The sequence below is a fragment of the Bradyrhizobium sp. NBAIM14 genome (genome assembly GCF_020193895.1).
GTDB classification, from domain to species: Bacteria; Pseudomonadota; Alphaproteobacteria; order Rhizobiales; family Xanthobacteraceae; genus Bradyrhizobium; species Bradyrhizobium yuanmingense.
This window is the reverse complement of sequence record NZ_JADYVQ010000011.1, coordinates 16,899-35,021: the sequence shown is the minus strand read 5'-3', so window position 1 is coordinate 35,021 and position 18,123 is coordinate 16,899. Positions and strand designations below refer to the sequence as shown.

At 64.4% G+C, this 18,123-nt stretch carries 19 protein-coding genes; 10 read left to right on the top strand and 9 right to left on the bottom strand.

The genetic code is table 11. The features are described from left to right. Positions 1-43: 43 nt before the first annotated feature. The gene (locus tag I6F28_RS23715) at positions 44-262 is read right to left on the bottom strand and encodes a hypothetical protein (protein ID WP_225141327.1); all 219 of its coding nucleotides are present in this window, start codon (positions 260-262) and stop codon (positions 44-46) included. 268 nt (positions 263-530) lie between these two features. Further along, positions 531-1,646: an alanine dehydrogenase gene (ald, locus tag I6F28_RS23710; RefSeq protein ID WP_225141325.1), complete on the bottom strand. Its 1,116-nt coding sequence runs from the start codon at positions 1,644-1,646 to the stop codon at positions 531-533. A gap of 143 nt (positions 1,647-1,789) precedes the next feature. On the opposite strand from ald, the gene I6F28_RS23705 reads away from it, so the two are divergent. From I6F28_RS23705 to I6F28_RS23680, 6 genes are all read left to right on the top strand, one after another. Then, a complete protein-coding gene (locus I6F28_RS23705) occupies positions 1,790-2,269 on the top strand; it encodes an Lrp/AsnC family transcriptional regulator (RefSeq protein ID WP_025035213.1) in 480 nt (159 codons plus the stop codon). A 140-nt stretch (positions 2,270-2,409) separates the two neighbouring features. Continuing rightward, positions 2,410-2,895: a (2Fe-2S)-binding protein gene (locus tag I6F28_RS23700; RefSeq protein WP_225141474.1), complete on the top strand. Its 486-nt coding sequence runs from the start codon at positions 2,410-2,412 to the stop codon at positions 2,893-2,895. Further along, on the top strand, positions 2,892-3,908 hold the full coding sequence (locus tag I6F28_RS23695; protein ID WP_225141323.1) for an FAD binding domain-containing protein: 1,017 nt from the start codon (positions 2,892-2,894) through the stop codon (positions 3,906-3,908). The genes I6F28_RS23700 and I6F28_RS23695 overlap by 4 nt, the downstream gene beginning before the upstream one ends. A 7-nt stretch (positions 3,909-3,915) precedes the next feature. Further along, complete coding sequence (locus I6F28_RS23690; protein WP_225141321.1) at positions 3,916-6,120, top strand: xanthine dehydrogenase family protein molybdopterin-binding subunit; 2,205 nt, start codon at positions 3,916-3,918, stop codon at positions 6,118-6,120. Between the two features lie 96 nt (positions 6,121-6,216). Next, positions 6,217-8,574, top strand: coding sequence for an Orn/Lys/Arg family decarboxylase (locus I6F28_RS23685; RefSeq protein ID WP_036023350.1), 2,358 nt, complete (start codon positions 6,217-6,219; stop codon positions 8,572-8,574). A gap of 6 nt (positions 8,575-8,580) precedes the next feature. Further along, positions 8,581-9,156, top strand: coding sequence for a GNAT family N-acetyltransferase (locus tag I6F28_RS23680; RefSeq protein WP_036023349.1), 576 nt, complete (start codon positions 8,581-8,583; stop codon positions 9,154-9,156). A gap of 3 nt (positions 9,157-9,159) precedes the next feature. On the opposite strand, the gene I6F28_RS23675 is transcribed toward I6F28_RS23680, so the two are convergent. Next, the gene (locus I6F28_RS23675; RefSeq protein WP_036005605.1) at positions 9,160-9,372 is read right to left on the bottom strand and encodes a hypothetical protein; all 213 of its coding nucleotides are present in this window, start codon (positions 9,370-9,372) and stop codon (positions 9,160-9,162) included. 164 nt (positions 9,373-9,536) lie between these two features. On the opposite strand from I6F28_RS23675, the gene I6F28_RS23670 reads away from it, so the two are divergent. Further along, positions 9,537-10,478: an ornithine cyclodeaminase family protein gene (locus I6F28_RS23670; protein ID WP_225141320.1), complete on the top strand. Its 942-nt coding sequence runs from the start codon at positions 9,537-9,539 to the stop codon at positions 10,476-10,478. Positions 10,479-10,514: 36 nt separating this feature from the next. On the opposite strand, the gene I6F28_RS23665 is transcribed toward I6F28_RS23670, so the two are convergent. Next, positions 10,515-10,955 (bottom strand): flagellar basal body rod protein FlgC, encoded by a 441-nt coding sequence (locus I6F28_RS23665; RefSeq protein WP_036005608.1) that lies wholly within the window; start codon positions 10,953-10,955, stop codon positions 10,515-10,517. Positions 10,956-11,071: 116 nt separating this feature from the next. Next, the gene (locus I6F28_RS23660) at positions 11,072-12,121 is read right to left on the bottom strand and encodes a hydroxyacid dehydrogenase (protein WP_036035094.1); all 1,050 of its coding nucleotides are present in this window, start codon (positions 12,119-12,121) and stop codon (positions 11,072-11,074) included. Between the two features lie 242 nt (positions 12,122-12,363). Here I6F28_RS23660 and I6F28_RS23655 point away from each other — a divergent pair, with 242 nt between their 5' ends. From I6F28_RS23655 to I6F28_RS23645, 3 genes are all read left to right on the top strand, one after another. After that, positions 12,364-12,915, top strand: coding sequence for a thiamine pyrophosphate-binding protein (locus I6F28_RS23655; protein WP_225141319.1), 552 nt, complete (start codon positions 12,364-12,366; stop codon positions 12,913-12,915). An 8-nt stretch (positions 12,916-12,923) separates the two neighbouring features. Continuing rightward, on the top strand, positions 12,924-13,520 hold the full coding sequence (locus I6F28_RS23650; RefSeq protein WP_225141318.1) for a thiamine pyrophosphate-dependent enzyme: 597 nt from the start codon (positions 12,924-12,926) through the stop codon (positions 13,518-13,520). A 77-nt stretch (positions 13,521-13,597) separates the two neighbouring features. Next, positions 13,598-13,969 (top strand): VanZ family protein, encoded by a 372-nt coding sequence (locus I6F28_RS23645; RefSeq protein WP_036005619.1) that lies wholly within the window; start codon positions 13,598-13,600, stop codon positions 13,967-13,969. 38 nt (positions 13,970-14,007) lie between these two features. Here I6F28_RS23645 and I6F28_RS23640 read toward each other — a convergent pair whose 3' ends face one another. From I6F28_RS23640 to gcl, 4 genes are all read right to left on the bottom strand, one after another. Next, the gene (locus I6F28_RS23640) at positions 14,008-14,391 is read right to left on the bottom strand and encodes a DUF1236 domain-containing protein (RefSeq protein ID WP_036005622.1); all 384 of its coding nucleotides are present in this window, start codon (positions 14,389-14,391) and stop codon (positions 14,008-14,010) included. Between the two features lie 112 nt (positions 14,392-14,503). After that, positions 14,504-15,391, bottom strand: a complete 888-nt coding sequence (locus tag I6F28_RS23635; protein ID WP_225141317.1) for a 2-hydroxy-3-oxopropionate reductase — start codon at positions 15,389-15,391, stop codon at positions 14,504-14,506. 100 nt (positions 15,392-15,491) lie between these two features. Next, on the bottom strand, positions 15,492-16,277 hold the full coding sequence (gene hyi / locus I6F28_RS23630; RefSeq protein WP_036005630.1) for a hydroxypyruvate isomerase: 786 nt from the start codon (positions 16,275-16,277) through the stop codon (positions 15,492-15,494). Between the two features lie 13 nt (positions 16,278-16,290). Continuing rightward, on the bottom strand, positions 16,291-18,075 hold the full coding sequence (gcl, locus tag I6F28_RS23625) for a glyoxylate carboligase (RefSeq protein ID WP_225141316.1): 1,785 nt from the start codon (positions 18,073-18,075) through the stop codon (positions 16,291-16,293). Positions 18,076-18,123 lie beyond the last annotated feature (48 nt).

The window sequence follows — 18,123 nt, the reverse complement described above, 5'->3', positions numbered from 1 at the left end:
CAGGGCCGAGAGAAGTTCTGTCCTCGGACCGGAATAAACGGCCTCAGAAGATCAGGTTCTTGGCCAGCGAGGCGACGCGGCTGAAACCGTCATAGATGCCGGGCTCGAAAAAGGCTGCACGGGCCAGCACGATGCCCGCGACCAGCGACCAGAACACGGTGGTGCCGGCCCGCAGCAGGAGCTTCGAGGCGCGCGACTTCGGCTGTGTGTCCGTTGCGGACACCAGTTGCTCGCCGAAGGGCTCAAATCCAGTGCGTTCCATGGCTGCCGATCCACCAATTTCTGGCGGAAATGTCGTCGTTTCGGCTGCAAACAGCAATGGAAGCGATTGGCGTTTTTGCGCTCGGAAGGGGAAACTCCTTCCTCCTGACAGGACCACGGCAATAGTTTTCTTCTTTCCGCCTATTTGGACACCGCCGCTCCGGTCACAACGCCTTCACCGCGTCGGGATTCCCCGAGGGCTCGGGAGCACGGCGGCAGCGCCATCTTCCAGTCGGTTGATGGCGCCGCACCGACGATGGCCCATCTCGCTACGCCGCCAGTCCGCTCTCTACTGGCGCAAACTCCAGCCCCAGACTCTCCGCCACCGCCTTGTTCGTCACCCGGCCGCGATGCACGTTGAGCCCGTTGCGCAGATGCGGATTCTCCAAGATGGCCGCAAATCCCTTGTTGGCGAGCATCAGGCCGAACGGCAGCGTGGCGTTGTTCAGGGCTTGGCTCGAGGTCACCGGCACGGCTCCCGGCATGTTGGCGACGCAATAGTGAACGACGCCGTCGACCTCGTAGGTCGGCTCCGCGTGCGTGGTCGGGTGCGAGGTCTCGAAGCAGCCGCCCTGGTCGATCGCGACGTCGACCAGCACGGCTCCCGGCCGCATCGATTTCAGCATCGCACGGGTGACGAGCTTCGGCGCGCTGGCGCCAGGCACCAGCACTGCACCGATCACGACGTCGGCGGCGAACACCTCGTCCTCGACCGCCTCGATGGTGGAGAAACGGGTGCGTACGCGTCCAACAAACAGATCGTCTAGTTCGCGCAGGCGCGGGATCGAGCGGTCGATCACGGTGACTTCGGCACCTAAGCCGGCGGCCATGCGTGCCGCCTGCGTTCCGACCACGCCGCCGCCGAGCACGATGACGCGTGCCGGCTGCACGCCGGGCACGCCGCCGAGCAGCAGGCCGCGGCCGCCGCTGGAACGCTTGAGCGCGGCGCCGGCGGCCTCGATGGCCAGGCGGCCGGCGACTTCGCTCATCGGGGCGAGCAGCGGGAGGTGACCGCTCGCGTCCGTGACGGTTTCATAGGCGATTGCGGTGCAGCCGGAAGCAAGCAGGCCCTTGGCCTGGTCGGGATCCGGCGCAAGATGAAGGTAAGTAAAAAGGATCTGGCCTTCGCGAAGCTGAGCCCATTCGCTCTTCTGCGGCTCCTTCACCTTCACGATCATGTCGGACTTTGCAAAGATCTCGGGAGCGGTCTCGGCAATGGACGCCCCTGCCCGCCGGTACACCTCGTCGGACGCACCGATGCCGCTGCCGGCGCCGCTCTCGACCGTCACCTGGTGCCCGGCGGCAACGTATTCGCGGACCGCACCTGGGGTGAGCCCGACCCGATATTCCTGCACCTTGATTTCCTTCGGGACTCCGACGCGCATCTTGATCTCCCTCGCCAATGCTTTGATTCCATTGTTGATCGTAGCGAGAGGGTCGGTTTGGTTTCGTGCAAATATCCGCTACCTTGGCAGCGCCCGCGCCGGTTTCCGGCGCGAAATGGTCCTTTGACGCTGGAAACGAAACCTTGGCCCTCGACCGGAAAGACCTCGCCATCCTCGCGGAACTCACGACCAATGCGCGAGCCAGCCACACCGAGCTTGCCAACAAGATCGGCTTGTCGAGCACGGCGCTGGCGCGGCGGCAGAAGGCGCTGGAGGATGACGGCTACATCCAGGCCTACCAGGCCGCGCTCGACCTGGCCCAGTTCGGCCTCACCACCACGGTGCTGGTTCGCATCGCGCTGGAGAGCCAGAGCGACGAGGCACTGAAGGCGTTCGAGGCAGAGGTGACGAAATGCCCCTCTGTCGTGCGCTGCTTCCTGATGTCGGGGACGGACGACTACATCCTGATCGTGCTCGCCCGCGACATCCAGGATTTCGAGCGCATCCATCGCACCGAGCTGTCCCGCCTGCCCCGCGTCGCGCGGGTGCAATCGAGCTTCGCGCTGCGCGAGATCGTCAACCGCGCGGTGCCGACCGTGGTGTTCGGCGAGACCAAGCGCTGATCTCGTAAATCCAATCGGGAGAACCGATTGGGAACCAAGCAACTCGTCATCCGTTGGGCGCTATCGGCCAGCGGCGGCAACGCAGTCTCGCGTCATTTGCACAATTTGCCCGGCTCGGCCTTTCCGCAGGGAAATACACCATGGCCGACCTTACGATCCCCGAACGCATTCCGATCAACCTCGTCGTCAATGGCGAAAGCCGCGCGCTCGAGGTCGTGCCATGGACCACGCTTCTGGATGCGCTGCGTGACCGTCTGCAGCTGACCGGCACCAAGAAAGGCTGCGATCACGGCCAATGCGGCGCCTGTACCGTGCTGATCGACGGAAGACGGGTCAATTCCTGCCTGACCCTGGCCGTCATGAAGGATGGCGCCGAGATCACGACTATCGAAGGCTTGGCCAGGGACGGCGCGCTGCATCCCCTGCAACAGGCCTTCATCGACCACGATGCCTTTCAGTGCGGTTATTGCACGCCGGGGCAGATTTGCTCTGCCGCGGGCCTGTTGGCCGAAGGCCGTGCGCGCGATGCGGATGAGATCCGGGAGCTGATGAGCGGAAACCTCTGTCGCTGCGGTGCCTACACCAACATCGTGGCTGCGATCGAGCAGGCAATGAGCCGGTCATGAACAACTTCCAATATTCCCGCGCAAGCGATGTTGCCGACGCCATCCGCCTGCTCGCCGCCGATCCCGGTGCGAAGTTGATCGCCGGCGGCACCAACCTGATCGATCTGATGAAGGAGAACGTCGAACGGCCCTCCCGGCTGATCGACATCTCTCGCCTTCCGCTCCGCGACGTCGAGGAGACAGCGGACGGCGGTCTGCGCATCGGCGCCTTGGTGCCGAATTCGGACCTCGCCTACCATCCGTTGATCGAGCAGCGCTATCCCCTCCTTGCCAGCGCCATCCTGGCCGGCGCCTCCGCGCAACTGCGCAACATGGCCTCGGTCGGCGGCAATCTGATGCAACGTACGCGCTGCCCCTACTTCTATGACACCACGACACCCTGCAACAAGCGAAGCCCCGGCACGGGCTGCTCGGCCGTCGATGGCCTCAACCGCAACCATGCCATCCTCGGCACCAGCAACTCCTGCATCGCGACCAATCCATCCGACATGAGCGTGGCGCTGGCCGCGCTCGGCGCGCTCGTACATATCGCACGCCCCTCGGGGCAGCGCACCATCGCGCTGACGGATTTCCATCGGCTTCCCGAGGACAAGCCTCATCTCGATACCAATCTCGGCAGCGGCGAGATCATTATCGCCATCGAGCTGCCGCCGAACGGCTTTGCCCGGAACTACAGCTATCTGAAGATCCGCGACCGGCTGTCCTACGCCTTTGCTCTGGTCTCGGTCGCGGCCGCGGTCGACCTGGAGGGCAACGCGATCAGCGAAGCGCGCCTTGCGCTCGGTGGCGTGGCCCACAAGCCCTGGCGAAGCCTCGAGGCCGAAGCCGCATTGCGCGGTCAGGCGGCAACACCGGATCATTTCGGGCGCGCCGCCGACCTGCTGCTGCAGGGAGCGACGGCACGCTTCCACAACGGGTTCAAGATCGACCTGGCGCGCCGAGCCGTCGTGCGTGCGCTGATGCAGGCCGCAAGCGCCACGCCGCAATCACAAGCTCACAAGAAGATCGCATGAGGACCCGATGAACGCCTATGTCGGAACACCAACGTCGCGCGTCGACGGCCGCGCCAAGGTCACCGGGGCCGCCAAATATGCTGGCGAATTCGCAGCAGACGGTCTCCTTCACGGCTTCGTCGTCGAGGCCAGCATCGCGCGTGGGCGCGTCGCTCGTCTCGATACCAGCGAGGCGCTGAAGGTGAAGGGCGTGGTCGACGTGCTCACGCATGAACATCGGCCGCCCCTCGCCGACAAGGACGAAGCCTGGAAGGATGAGGTGGCGCCGGAGAAGGGCTCGCCGTTCCGGCCGCTCTATGATGAGAGGGTCAAGTTCAACGGCCAGCCGATCGCACTGGTCGTCGCGGAGGACTGGGAGATCGCCAAGTTCGCCGCAACCCGCGTTCGCGTCGAATATGAGCAGGAGGCGTTTTCGACCGATCTTGAATCCGAACGCGGCAAGGCCGAAAAAGTGGATCAACCGCACAAGCCGCGTGGTGATGCCGCAGCAGCCCTGACGCGCGCGGCCGTGCGCCACGAGGCGGATTACGTCATTCCGACCGAGCACCACAACCCCATGGAGCTCTTCGCGACGACAGCCGTCTGGAACGGCAGTGGCGGGCTCACGGTCTACGACAAGACGCAGGGCGTCCAGAACGTCCAGAAGTTTCTCTGCAGTGTTTTCGGCAAGGAACCGGACGACATCCGCGTGATCTCGCCTTATGTCGGCGGCGCCTTCGGCTCGGGCCTGCGGCCGCAGCACCAGGTGGTGCTGGCAACCCTTGCCGCGCTCGCACTGAAGCGGTCCGTCCGCGTCGTGCTGACGAGGCAACAAATGTATGGCCTGGGCTATCGTCCCATGACCATCGAGCGCGTTGCGCTCGGTGCAAAGCCGGACGGCACGCTCGATGCGATCACCCACGAAGCCGTTGCCGTGACCTCACGTTATGAGGATTTTTCGCGCAACGATACGGGCTGGGCCGAGCAGCTTTACAAGAGTCCTAACAGCAACTTTTCCCATAAGCTGGTGGACCTCGACGTTTCGACACCCTGCGACATGCGCGCGCCGGGTGCGGCCACGGGCGTCTGCGCGCTCGAATGCGCCATGGACGAATTGGCCGTCGCGCTGAAGCTCGATCCGGTCGAGCTGCGCCTGAGGTGCTACTCGGATCGCGACCAGAGCCAAGGCCTGCCTTACACCAGCAAGCAGCTGCGCGAATGCTACGCCCGCGGCGTCGAAGCGTTCGGCTGGAGCCGGCGTAATCCGGCGCCGCGTTCCATGCGAGACGGCAAGGAACTGGTCGGCTGGGGCATGGCGACCGGGGTGTGGGAGGCGCTGCAGATGCCGGTCGCCGTCCGCATCGTGCTGACGGCCAACGGCCATGCCGAGGTCTCCTGCGCCGCGTCCGATATCGGCACCGGCACCTACACCATCGTGGCGCAGGTCGCGGCCGATGCTCTCGGGCTGCCGATCGAGAATATCAGCGTCCGGCTCGCCGATTCGACCTTGCCGCAAGCCCCCGTCGAGGGCGGCTCCTGGATGGCGGCATCAAGCGCGCATGCGGTCTTGGGAGCGGCCGAAGAAATTCGCTGGGAACTCGCACGTCTTGCCAAGGCCATGCCGGGCACACCGCTCGCTGACCTCGACGCCGCCGACGTCACCCTGACTGACGGCATGATCGCCAGCAGCGACGGTCGCGGGGCCGCTGTCTCGATTGCGGATGTCATGCGCCACAGCAAGCTCGAGCGGATCGAAAAGGAGAAGCTCAACCAATTCGCGGAGGATAAATCGCATGCCCGCAACACACATTCGGCGGTCTTCGCGGAGGTGAAGATCGACGAGGAGCTGGGAATTATCCGCGTCACCCGGATCGTGAATGCGGTCGCGGCCGGGCGCATCCTGAACACCAAGACCGGCCGCAGCCAGATCATGGGCGGGGTGGTCTGGGGTATTGGAATGGCGCTGCACGAGGAAACGGTGATGGATCACCGCTTCGGCCGCATCATGAACGCGAACATTGCCGAATACCACATTCCCGTGAACGCCGACGTCCACGACATTGACGTCATTTTCGTCGACGAGCCCGACGACCGCATCAACCGGTTGGGAATCAAGGGGCTCGGCGAGATCGGCATCGTCGGCGTCCCGGCCGCAATTGCGAACGCCGTCTATCATGCCACCGGCAAGCGCATCCGGCGCTTCCCGATCACACTGGACAAGCTGCTGGAGTGAAGCGTCAGGCTAACCTTGCCGCAGCACTCGGGCATGTCATCCAGATGTCATCGAATGTGCAGAGAGCTGTATCTTCCTGCACATTCGGGACCTGCCATGGACTATTTCAAGCGCTTCAACTTCCTGTTCGCCGCCCCTGTGTTCGATGCCGACGATCTCGAAGGCGTCCGCTTCAACCAGATCATCGAGGAGATCCAGCGCTCCGGCTTCGAGGTGGTCCGGGCCCGCAAGCTGGAGGATGCCGAGATGGCGGTGCAGACCGATGCCGCGATCGGCTGCATGGTGGTGGACTGGGGCAAGAAGGGCCTGGAAGGCAAGACCTCGGCGCTGATCAATCTGATGCGCCGCCGCGGCCTCGACTTCCCGATCATCCTGCTGATCCGTCGCAAGCGGTTCGAGGATTTGCCGGTCGAGGTGCTCGATTTCATCGATGGCTATGTCTTCCTGTCCGAGGAGACGCCAACCTTCATCGCAAAGAACCTGATCAGCCGGCTGAAGCAATATGCCGAGACGCTGAAGACGCCGTTCTTCGGCGCGCTGGTCGACTATGCCGAGGAAGGCAACCAGCTCTGGACCTGCCCGGGCCACAATGGCGGCGTGTTCTACAACCGCAGCCCGATCGGGCGCGTGTTCGTCGAGCATCTCGGCGAGTCCGTGTTCCGCGACGACCTCGACAATTCCGTGCTCGACCTCGGCGACCTCCTCACCCATGAGGGCCCGGCGCTGAGGGCGCAGAAAGAAGCGGCGGCGATCTTCGGGGCGGAAAAGACCTATTTCGTGCTCAACGGCACCTCGACCTCGAACAAGGTCGCGCTGGGCGCCCTCGTCACCGACGGCGATCTCGTGCTGTTCGACCGCAACAACCACAAGGCCGCCCATCACGGCGCGCTGATGATCAATGGCGGCATCCCGGTCTATGTGCCGACCGTTCGCAACGCCTGGGGACTGATCGGCCCGATGCGCTGGGACCGGCTCGAAGAGAAGAGCTTGCGCGAGGCGATCCGCAACCATCCCCTGGTGAACGATCGCGACGCTTGGCGCAAGGAGCGGCCGTTCCGTGTCGCCGTGGTCGAGCAGTGCACATATGACGGCTCGATCCACAGCGCCGAGATGATCATCAAGCGTATCGGCCATCTCTGCGACTACATCCTGTTCGACGAGGCTTGGGCCGGCTTCATGAAATTCCACCCCCTTTATGCCGGCCGCTTCGCCATGGGGCTGGTAAATCTCTCGCCCGACGCCCCCGGCATCATCGCGACGCAGTCGACCCACAAGCAGCTGGCAAGCTTCTCGCAGGCCTCGCAGATCCACATCAAGGACCGCCATATCCGCGGCCAGAAGCGTCGCGTCGAGCACCGCCGCTTCAACGAGAGCTTCATGCAGCACGCCTCGACCTCGCCGTTCTACCCGCTGTTCGCCTCGCTCGACGTCGGCGCACAGATGATGAAGGGCCGCTCCGGCGAAGTGCTGTGGGACGACACGATCCGGCTCGGCATCGAGCTGCGCAAGAAGATCCGCGCGATGCGCCAGGAGTTCGAGGAGAAGGAGCAGAACCCGGATCGCCGCTGGTTCTTCGAGCCCTTCGTTCCCGATCGCGTCGCCATTGCCGATGTCAGCCGTCCCGGCGCGGCGCATAACGTCGCCTGGGAGACCCTCTCGACCGACGAGCTCGCCACCAACCCCGCGCTGTGGCAGCTCTCCCCGGATACCAACTGGCACGGCTTTCCCGATCTCGCGGAAGGCTTTGCCATGACCGATCCGAACAAGCTGACGCTGCTCACGCCCGGGTTCGATCGTGCGACGGGAGCTTATGCCGAGCACGGCATTCCCGCGCCGGTCGTCGCGCAATATCTGCGCGAGAACCGCATCGTCCCCGAGAAGAACGACCTCAACTCCCTGCTCTTCCTGCTCACGCCCGGCGTCGAGGCGAGCAAGGCGGGCACGCTGATCTCCGGCCTCGTCGCGTTCAAGCGACTGCACGACGACAATGCGCTGCTCGCCGACGTCATCCCCGAATTCTATCAGAGGCGGCAGGCGCGCTACGCCGGTGCACGGCTGCGTGACCTCTGCGGCGAGATGCACCGTTTCTTCCGCACCGCCGATGTCAGCGCGCTCCAGGCGCGGCAGTTCATGCCCGAGCATATGCCCGAGATCGCGATGTCGCCCCGCGATGCCGCGCGCTATCTGTTCAAGAACGACGTCGACTACCTCCCGATCGAGGCGATCGCCGGCCGAATCGCGACCACGCCGTTCGTGGTCTACCCGCCCGGCATCGCCACCATCGTGCCCGGCGAGCGGCTGACGGAACGAGCCAAGCCCATGATCGATTATCTCAAGATGTTCGAGACCTGCTTCAACACATTTCCGGGCTTCGACGTCGAGATCCAGGGCGTCTACAAGGAGGTCGATGCGAATGGGCGCATCGGGCTCTACACTTATGTCGTGACCGAGTAGGTGCCGATGAACGAAGCAGCTGCGCGCGCGAGCGATGAACCCGTCCTGGTTCGGCCATCACGCGAAAGCGACATCGAGGCGATGCTGGCGATCTACCGCCATCACGTCCGCAGCGGCGTGCCGCGCGATGTCGAAGGAACCGGTGCGCCGGAGCCGGACGATCTGCGCGACCGGCGCAAGAACCTGAAGCAGACCCGCCTGCCGCATCTGGTTGCGACCTGGCGCGGCGAGGTCGTCGGCTATGCCTATGCCGTGCTGTTCCGCAAAAGGCCGGCCTATCGCTACACCGCCAAGCACTCGATCTACGTCCACCACGCCCATCTCGGCCGCGGGGTCGGACGGCTGTTGCTGCAGGAATTGATCGACGCCTGCGCGGCGGCCGGCTTCCGCCAGATGATCGGCTATATCGATGCAGATAACGCGCCCTCGCTGGCGCTGCACGAGCGGTTCGGTTTCGCACGCGCCGGCCTGCTCAGCGGCGTTGCCTACCGCCACGGCCGCTGGTCCGACACCGTCATGGTGCAACGCTCGCTCGGCGCGGGGACGACGACGCCCCCGCCCGTCACGGCACCCGGGCGCTAGTCGCTACGACGGGAAGTCGGCGGGTCTGACATGGATGCGGTCGGCATGCAGTGACCAGTGATGCAACGCCTGGTCCTTGCAGAACCTCGCTTTCGCCCGTTCCCTGGCCTCGTCCTCGTCGGCGGCGTCGATCTCGAGCGTGCCTTGGCAGACCTCGCATTGCCGGCCGTATTCGCCGAGCACGTCCTTCATGAACCTGACGACATAAGTTGACATGGGACCTCCCTGCCTGCCCGCCGGCACTCTAGTCCCATTTAGGCCGGACGGGGAAAGGAGATTTTGACGCGGATCAAGGCTTGTCCAGTCCCGGCGGAAGATTCGTTGCGGAACCTGCCGCGCGGGTTTATGGGCAAATGCCGGTCGCCAATGAGGAACTTGCCTTGCACTTTTTCTCCGATACCGAAGTCACGAAGGCTCTGACCTTTCCGATCCTGATTGAGGCCCTCGAAGAAGCGCATCGCCGGCCGAAGATGGAGGTGCTGGACGCCTTCCTTGGAGACGAGAGGGGGCAATACGTCATCCGCAGCGCCGTCGATCCCGGCCGATACATGGCCAGCAAGATGTTCACCAGCTTTCCAGCCAATCTGGCCGAAGGCAGGATGCCGGCGGTGCAGGCCGTGTGCGTGCTGTTCGACGGCACCAACGGCCGGCCGCTGGCGGCGATGGACGGGACCGAGATCACGCATTGGCGCACCGCAGCCGACTCCGCGTTGGCCACGAAACTGCTCGCCCCGCCCAATCCCGAGACGCTGCTCTGCGTCGGGGCCGGCGAGATGTCCGAATGGCTGATCCGGGGTCATCGCACCGTGCGGCCGTCACTGGAGCGCGTGCTGATCTGGAATCGCAGCCCGGACCGGGGCGTGGATCTCGCTCAGCGCTTGGCGAAGGCCGGCATCAAGGCGGAAGCAATCACGGATCTCGACGCCGCGACGCGCGAGGCCGATGTCATTACCACCTGCACCCGCGCGCATCAGCCGCTGATCAAGGGCCTCAATCTGCGGCCGGGCACGCATCTGGACCTCGTCGGCGGCTACACACCGCAAACCCGGGAGGCTGATGACGAGGCGGCCAAGCGCTCCCGCGTCTTCGTGGACCGGCGGGAATCCGCCTTCCACGGCGTCGGCGACATCCTGCAGCCGATCGCGAGCGGCGCGATCAGCGAGGCAGACGTCCTCGGCGACCTCTACGACCTCGTCGGCGGCCTTGTGCAGGGGCGAACGTCACCGTCCGACATCACGTTCTTCAAGAACGCGGGCGGCGGCCATCTCGACCTCATGACCTGCGAGGCCGTGTTCCAGCAGCTCGGCGCAAAGCTGGGGTAGTGGCCCAGGCTGGCGAGACACGGCCGACGTCAGCCCTCACGCCTTGATGTCGAGGAGCGTGTCTTGCGTCTCGGCGTAGGCCTGAATGACCTTCGCATTGGCAACGAAGCTGTATTTTGCGGTCACCAGCTGAGCGAATTCGCTAGCAAGATCGACATTCGGCGCTGCCACCAGGCCGTCCTGGTTTGCGAAGGGAGCGCTCGGGTCGGATTGCGCGGTATAGCTCGGCGATACCGTCGATACGGTCGCAACCGTACCGCCCGGCGTCGAACCGCTCGACTGGGAGACCTGATCGACCCGCAAGGGCACGTAGGCTGCAGGAAACGTTGGAGCAATGCCCGCACCGGCCGATGCGCTCGACCCGCCTGACGCGGGTAGTGGGCCGGTCGTGCTGATGTTGGCGATATTGCTCGCCGCCACGTTCACGCGCAAACTCGCCGCAGAAAGTCCGGATGTCGCAATCGAAAGTATGCTCATGCTCCCTGATCTACAGGAGAGGTCATACGCGTTCATTCACGCCATCAGTAAAATCCACCGCGCTCCGTTTTCATCCTGATAACCAAGTATCGGCGCGCGACTGGGCTTCGCGCGCCCTACCCCGGCGTCACGCCAAAAGCCTGCTTGAAGCGCTCGGCATAGCGCGGCCAGGCTTCGGGATTGATGATGCGCGGCGGGCGCTTCCCGTCGAGCACATCCAGCACCTGCTCGGCGGCGATCCGGCCCATGTTCTGGCGCGCCTCGATGGTGACGCCTGCCGTGTGCGGGCTCGCCAGCACGTTGTCGAACTGGAGCAGCGGATGCTCCGGCGGCGGCGGCTCCTTGGACCAGACGTCGAGGCCGGCACCGGCGATGCGCTTGTCGCGCAGCGCCTGCAGCAGCGCGTCCTCGTCGTGAATGAAGCCGCGTGCGGTGGTGATGAAATAGGCATGCGGCTGCATCAGCGCGAATTCGCGTGTGCTGATCAAGTTGCGGCTGCCCTTGTTGAGCGGGCATGAGATCGAGACGAAATCGGCGCGGCGCAACAGCTCGTCGAGCTCGACCTTCTCCCCGCCCCGCTCGGCCATCACCTCAGCCGACAAATACGGATCGTAGGCAAGCACTGTCATGCCGAGCAGGCCCTTGCACAAGGCGGCGATGCGCCGGCCGACATTACCGAGGCCGATGATGCCGACGGTCTTGCCCTCGACCTCGTTGCCGACGAGATCGTTGCGGTTCACGTCGCGCTCGCGGCGCAGCCGGCGATCCGACTGGATGATGCGCTTGGACAGCGTCAGCATCATCGCCAGCGCGTGCTCGGCGACCGAATGGGCGTTGCCGCCGGACTGGTTGACGACTACGACGCCTGCCTCCGTGCAGGCCTCGACGTCGACGGGATCGAAGCCGGCACCATTGCTGGAGACCAGCAGCAAATTCGGCGTCCGCTTCAGGAAGGCGGCATCGACATGGAAATGCGGGGCGAGCTCATCGCGGGCGGCGCCGACCTGGTAGACGTGGGCAGCGCCGAGGAGCGGGCCATAAACATCCTCGGGGCTTCCATTTTCGATGCGATCGAGCCGGACGTCGGGCCGGGCCTTCAGGATATCGATATAGATCGGATTGGCCAAATAATTGGAGTAGACGACGCGCTTGTTGTTGACGGACATCAGGACCCTTCCGGCTCGTTCGCGGGAGATCCGCAAGGTCAGCGCGATGCGCGCCCTCCTATGCCCCTCCCGTGTTCTGGTTGTCGCCGCTTATGCCATGGCGGTGCCGGCCACGGCAGGCCTGCTGGCGCAGATCACGGTGACGGGGCGGACATGTTGACAATCCCGCTGCCCGCGTCAAGTTCGGCAGACCGCCGCGACGGCAAGAACCAAGAAGTATGCGCGGCCCTAGGGAGAGCGCGATGGCGATTGCGGAACAGCAGCCGCAGGGGAGCAGCGACGGAAGCTGGCACGGCATCGTCCTGCAAACCTTGAAGCGGAACGAGATCAACCTGATCCCTTACGTGCCGGACCGCGTGCTGACGCCGCTGATCAAGAACCTGCACGCCGATCCCTTCTTCACCACTTTCGCGACCGCCCGTGAGGAAGAGGCCGTCGGCATCGTCGCCGGCGCCTGGATGGGCGGTCGGCGCGGCGCGGTGCTGATGCAGACCTCCGGCTTTGCGACGCTCGCAAACGTGCTGGCCTCGCTCGCAGTGCCCTACCAGATTCCGCTGATCATGCTCGTCTCTGAGCGCGGCACGCTCGGCGAATTCAACTACGGCCAGTCCCTGGTCTGCCGCACCATGCGACCGGTGCTGAATTCGCTGGCGCTGGAGCATCACACCATCACCCGGCTCGACGAGCTCGAATTCATCACCGACCGCTCGATCAAGCAGGCCGTCACCACGCAGGCGCCGGTGGCGTTGATCCTCAACCCGCTGCTGACGGGCGGCAAGGTCTTCGACAAGTGAGGCCGGCGATGAACACTGGCAACACCAAGGTGATGAACCGTTTCGACGTCACCTCGCGGCTGATCGCGAAGCTGAAGCACGAGGAAGCCGTGATCGGCGGCATCGGCAACACCAATTTCGACCTGTGGGCCGCCGGCCACCGCCCGCAGAACTTCTACATGCTGGGCAGCATGGGACTCGCCTTTCCGATCGCGCTCGGCGTCGCGCTGGCGCAGCCCGACCGCCGCGTCTTCGCGCTGGAAGGCGACGGCTCGCTCCTGATGCAGCTCGGTGCGCTCTCGACGATTGCAGCCTTGAAGCCGAAGAACCTCACGATGATCGTGATGGACAACGGCATCTACCAAATCACCGGGGCGCAGCCGACGCCGGCAGCGAACGTTGCCGACATCGTCGCCATTGCCATTGGCTCTGGTCTTGCGAGCAGCGCCTGGGCCGCGGACGAGGAAGATTTCGAGCGGCTGGTCGACGACGCCATGGCCGCTTCCGAGCCGAGCCTGATCGCGGTCAGGATTGACGACAAGCCCGGCGTGGGCACCACCCGGCGCGACCCCGTGCAGATCCGGGAACGCTTCATGCATGGCCTCGGCGTGCGCTATCCGCTTTAACATTTTTGTCATTAACTACACGGCGATCTGATACGAGCCTCGCGACAACCCGACCAAATTCGTGCTAAGCGACCCGGATGTTCATTCGTACCTTTGCCTGGCTGCTCGCCGCTGCCGTTACGTTCGCCACCCTCGGTCCTCCCGGCCTTCGCCCCCATTCCGACCTCGGTCAGGACGGCGAACATGCGCTTGCCTTCGTCATGGTGGGATTGGCCTTCGGCCTCGCCTATCCACGCCGGCGCCTGCTGAGCGCAGCGGCCGCGGTCGTCCTGATCGGCGTTCTCGAGCTGATGCAATTTTGGGCACCCGGCCGTCACGCGCGGCTGGTGGATTTTTTGGTCGATGCTGCCACCGCGTGCCTCGGCTTTGCACTCGCCGCCGCCGCAGACCGGCTACTCTCGCGCTTTCGCACCAGCTCCGCCATGACAAGCGAAGGCCCCGCGGAGTGATGCTCCGCAGGGCCCTGCTCAGCACAAAATTGCGTCGATCAGTCGATGATCTTGACCACGCGGCGTGTGCGCGGCTCGACGATCACCCGGCGATCGTTCACGACCGCATAGCGATATTCGGTGTAGTTCGGCACGGGCCGCAGCACCACGGTCGGAGGCAGCGGCTCGCCGACCACGACGCGCTCCTGGACCACGACGGAGTCGCTGCGAGGAATTCCGCCGAGGACCGCATTCGGAATTTCGAGACCGGCGCCGACGGCTGCACCCACGGTGCCGCCAACCATTGCACCGATCGGGCCGCCGATGTCGCCACCTGCACGCGCGCCGTCCCTGGCGCCCTGTTCGGTCGTCGACTGAGCAAAGGCTGCGCTCGACGCCAGCAGCGACGCTGCAGCCAACGTAATCGCAAGACGGGTTTTCATGGTGTTTTGTCTCCAGTGATTGTCCTGCGCCTTCAACCCGCGGGGCCGGAGCATTGTTCCGGTTCCCCTGCGACGAAAGATGCATCACTGGACAGTGTTACCGCGTAACAGTTCAGGCCCTGGCGATCTCATGCCCCGCCATCAGTTCCAGCGCCCGCACCATGGCGGAGTGATCCCAGGCCTTGCCGCCATGTGCAGTGCAGGACGAGAACAATTGCTGCGCCACCGCCGTGCTCGGCAGCGACAGGCCGAGTGCACGCGCACCTTCGAGCGCGAGATTGAGATCCTTCTGGTGCAGCTCGATGCGGAAGCCAGGATCGAAATTGCGCTTCACCATGCGCTCGCCATGCACCTCCAGAATTCGCGAGGACGCGAAGCCGCCCATCAGCGCCTTGCGCACCAGCGCGGGATTCGCACCGGCCTTGGATGCGAACAACAGGGCCTCGCTCACGGCTTCGATGGTGAGCGCGACGATGATCTGGTTGGCAACCTTTGTCGTCTGCCCGTCGCCGTTGGCGCCGACATGCGTGACGTTCTTGCCCATCTTGTCGAAGATCGGCTTCATGGTGCCAAAGGCCCGCTCGGGCCCGCCGACCATGATGGTGAGGCTCGCCGCCTTGGCGCCGACCTCCCCGCCCGACACCGGCGCATCGAGATAATCGGCGCCGAGCGCCTCGATCTTCCTCGCAAACTCCTTCGTCGCCAGCGGCGAGATCGAGCTCATGTCGACGACGATCTTGCCCTTGGAGATGCCGCTAGCGACACCCTCCTTGCCGAACAGCACGGCCTCCACATGCGGCGTATCCGGCACCATGATGATGACCGCGTCCGCCTGCTCCGCGACCTTGCTGGCGGATGTGCAGGCGATGCCGCCCGCGGACATCAGCTCTGGCGCGATCGGCGCAACGTCATGCAGGAGAACGCGATGGCCCGCGGCCAGGAGATGGCCGGCCATCGGCCGTCCCATGGTGCCAAGTCCGATGAAGCCGATGTTGGTCATGTTTGATTTCTCACAGTTGAAGTAGCAAAATTCATCCGCGCACTCGGTGCACCTCTCCCGCTAGCGGGAGAGGGAGCGCACCGCCGACGTGGCAATATTCTCAGGTCTCAAACGTCTGTGCCGCATGCCACGACAGGCCCTCCAGCGTCGTGGTGCGCGGCTTGTATTCGCAGCCGATCCAGCCGCGATAGCCGATCGCGTCGAGGTGGCGGAACAGGAAGGGATAGTTGATCTCGCCGGTGCCGGGCTCGTGACGGCCGGGATTGTCGGCAAGTTGGACGTGAGCAATCTGAGGCAGATATTCCTGCATGGTGCGGGCGAGATCGCCTTCCATGATCTGCATGTGGTAGATGTCGTACTGGATGAAGAGGTTGTTCGATCTCACCTCGGAGATCAGCTGCACCGCCTGCTCGGTGCCGTTGAGGAAGAAGCCGGGAATGTCGAGCGTGTTGATGGGCTCGACCAATAGCTTGATGTTCTCTCGCGCCAGCGACGAAGCTGCAAAACGCAGATTCCCGACCAGCGTCTCCCGAAGCTCGTGCGGATCGGCGTCGACAGGGGCGATGCCGACGAGGCAGTTGAGCTGCTCGCAATCGAGCGCCCTGGCATAATCGATCGCGCGGAACACGCCGTCGCGGAATTCGGCGATGCGGTCGGGCAGGATCGCAATGCCGCGCTCGCCCCCCGCCCAGTTGCCGGCGGGGAGATTGTGCAGCACCTGAGTCAAGCCATGCGCCTCGAGCTGCTCGCGCAGCTGCGCCTTGTCGAAATCATAGGGGAAGAGATATTCGACCCCGGCAAAGCCCGCCGCCTTCGCCGCCGCAAAGCGGTCGAGGAACGGCATCTCGTTGAAGAGCATGGTGAGATTGGCGGCAAATTTCGGCATGGTGCTTCTTCCCCTATTCCGCCGGCTGCAGCACGCGCGTGGTCTCGACTTCGTCGAGCGGAAGGTCCAGCACCTCCTCGAACTCGACGATGTTGTCGATCTCCGTGCCCATCGCGATGTTGGTGACCCGTTCGAGGATGAACTCGACCACCACAGGCACGCGGTGCTTGGCCATCAATTCGCGGGCGGTCGCAAACGCTGCCTGCGTGTCCTTCGAGTCGGTGACGCGGATGGCCTTGCAGCCGAGGCCTTCGGCGACCGCGACATGGTCGACGCCGTAGACGCCGATCTCGGGCGCGTTGATGTTCTCGAAGGAGAGCTGGACGTGATAGTCCATGTCGAAGCCGCGCTGGGCCTGTCGGATCAGGCCGAGATAGGAATTGTTCACGACGACGTGGATGTAGGGCAGATTGAACTGCGCGCCGACCGCGAGCTCCTCGATCAGGAACTGGAAATCGTAGTCGCCGGAGAGCGCGACGATCTCGCGCTCCGGGCACGCCGCGCGCACGCCGAGCGCGGCCGGCAGCGTCCAGCCGAGCGGCCCCGCCTGCCCGGCATTGATCCAGTTGCGGGGCTTGTAGACGCCGAGGAACTGCGCGCCGGCGATCTGCGACAGGCCGATCACGGTGACATAGGTGGTGTCGCGGCCGAACGCCTTGTTCATTTCCTCGTAGACGCGCTGCGGCTTGATCGGGACGTTGTCGAAATGGCTCTTGCGCAGCATCGTCTTCTTGCGGTCGCGGCAGGCCGCAGGCCACGCCTGGCGCTCGCGGAGCCTGCCTGACCGCCGCCACTCCCTGGCGACGGCGACGAACAGTTCGAGCGCGGCCTTTGCGTCCGAGACGATGCCGAGATCGGGATTGAACACGCGCCCGATCTGCGTCGGCTCGATGTCCACGTGAACGAATTTGCGACCCTTGGTGTAGGTCTCGACCGAGCCGGTGTGGCGGTTGGCCCAGCGATTGCCGATGCCGAGCACGAAGTCGGACTCCAGCAGCGTGGCATTACCATAGCGGTGGCTGGTCTGGAGACCCACCATGCCGGCCATCAGCACGTGATCATCGGGGATCGCGCCCCATCCCATCAGCGTCGGCACGACGGGTATGTTGGCGATTTCGGCGAACTCGACCAGCAGGTCCGAGGCGTCGGCGTTGATGATGCCGCCGCCCGCGACGATCAGCGGCCGTTCGGCGGCGTTGAGCATCTCCAGCGCCTTCTCGACCTGCTTGCGCGTCGCGGCGGGCTTATAGACCGGCAGCGGCTCGTAGGTCTCGTCATCGAATTCGATCTCGGCGAGCTGTACGTCGAGGGGCATGTCGATCAGCACCGGCCCCGGCCTGCCTGAGCGCATCACGTGAAAGGCTTGGCTGAACACACGCGGCACCAGCGCCGGCTCACGTACCGTCAGTGCCCACTTCGTGACAGGCTTTGCAATCGACTCGATGTCGACCGCCTGGAAATCCTCCTTGTAGAGCCGCGCGCGCGGCGCCTGCCCCGTAATGCAGAGGATCGGGATGGAATCGGCGATCGCGGAGTAAAGACCGGTGATCATGTCGGTGCCAGCCGGCCCGGAGGTGCCGATACAGACCCCGATATTGCCGGCCTTGGCGCGTGTATAGCCTTCGGCCATGTGCGAAGCGCCCTCGACATGGCGCGCCAGGATGTGGCGGATCGAGCCGCGCTTCTTCAGCGCCGAGTAAAGCGGATTGATTGCAGCGCCGGGAACACCGAAGGCCGTCGATATACCTTCCTTCTCCAGGATACGCACGGCCGCATCGACAGCTCGCATCTTCGCCATATCGGACCTCGCTCAAATTGCGTCAGCGAGCGAGATCATCAGATACGC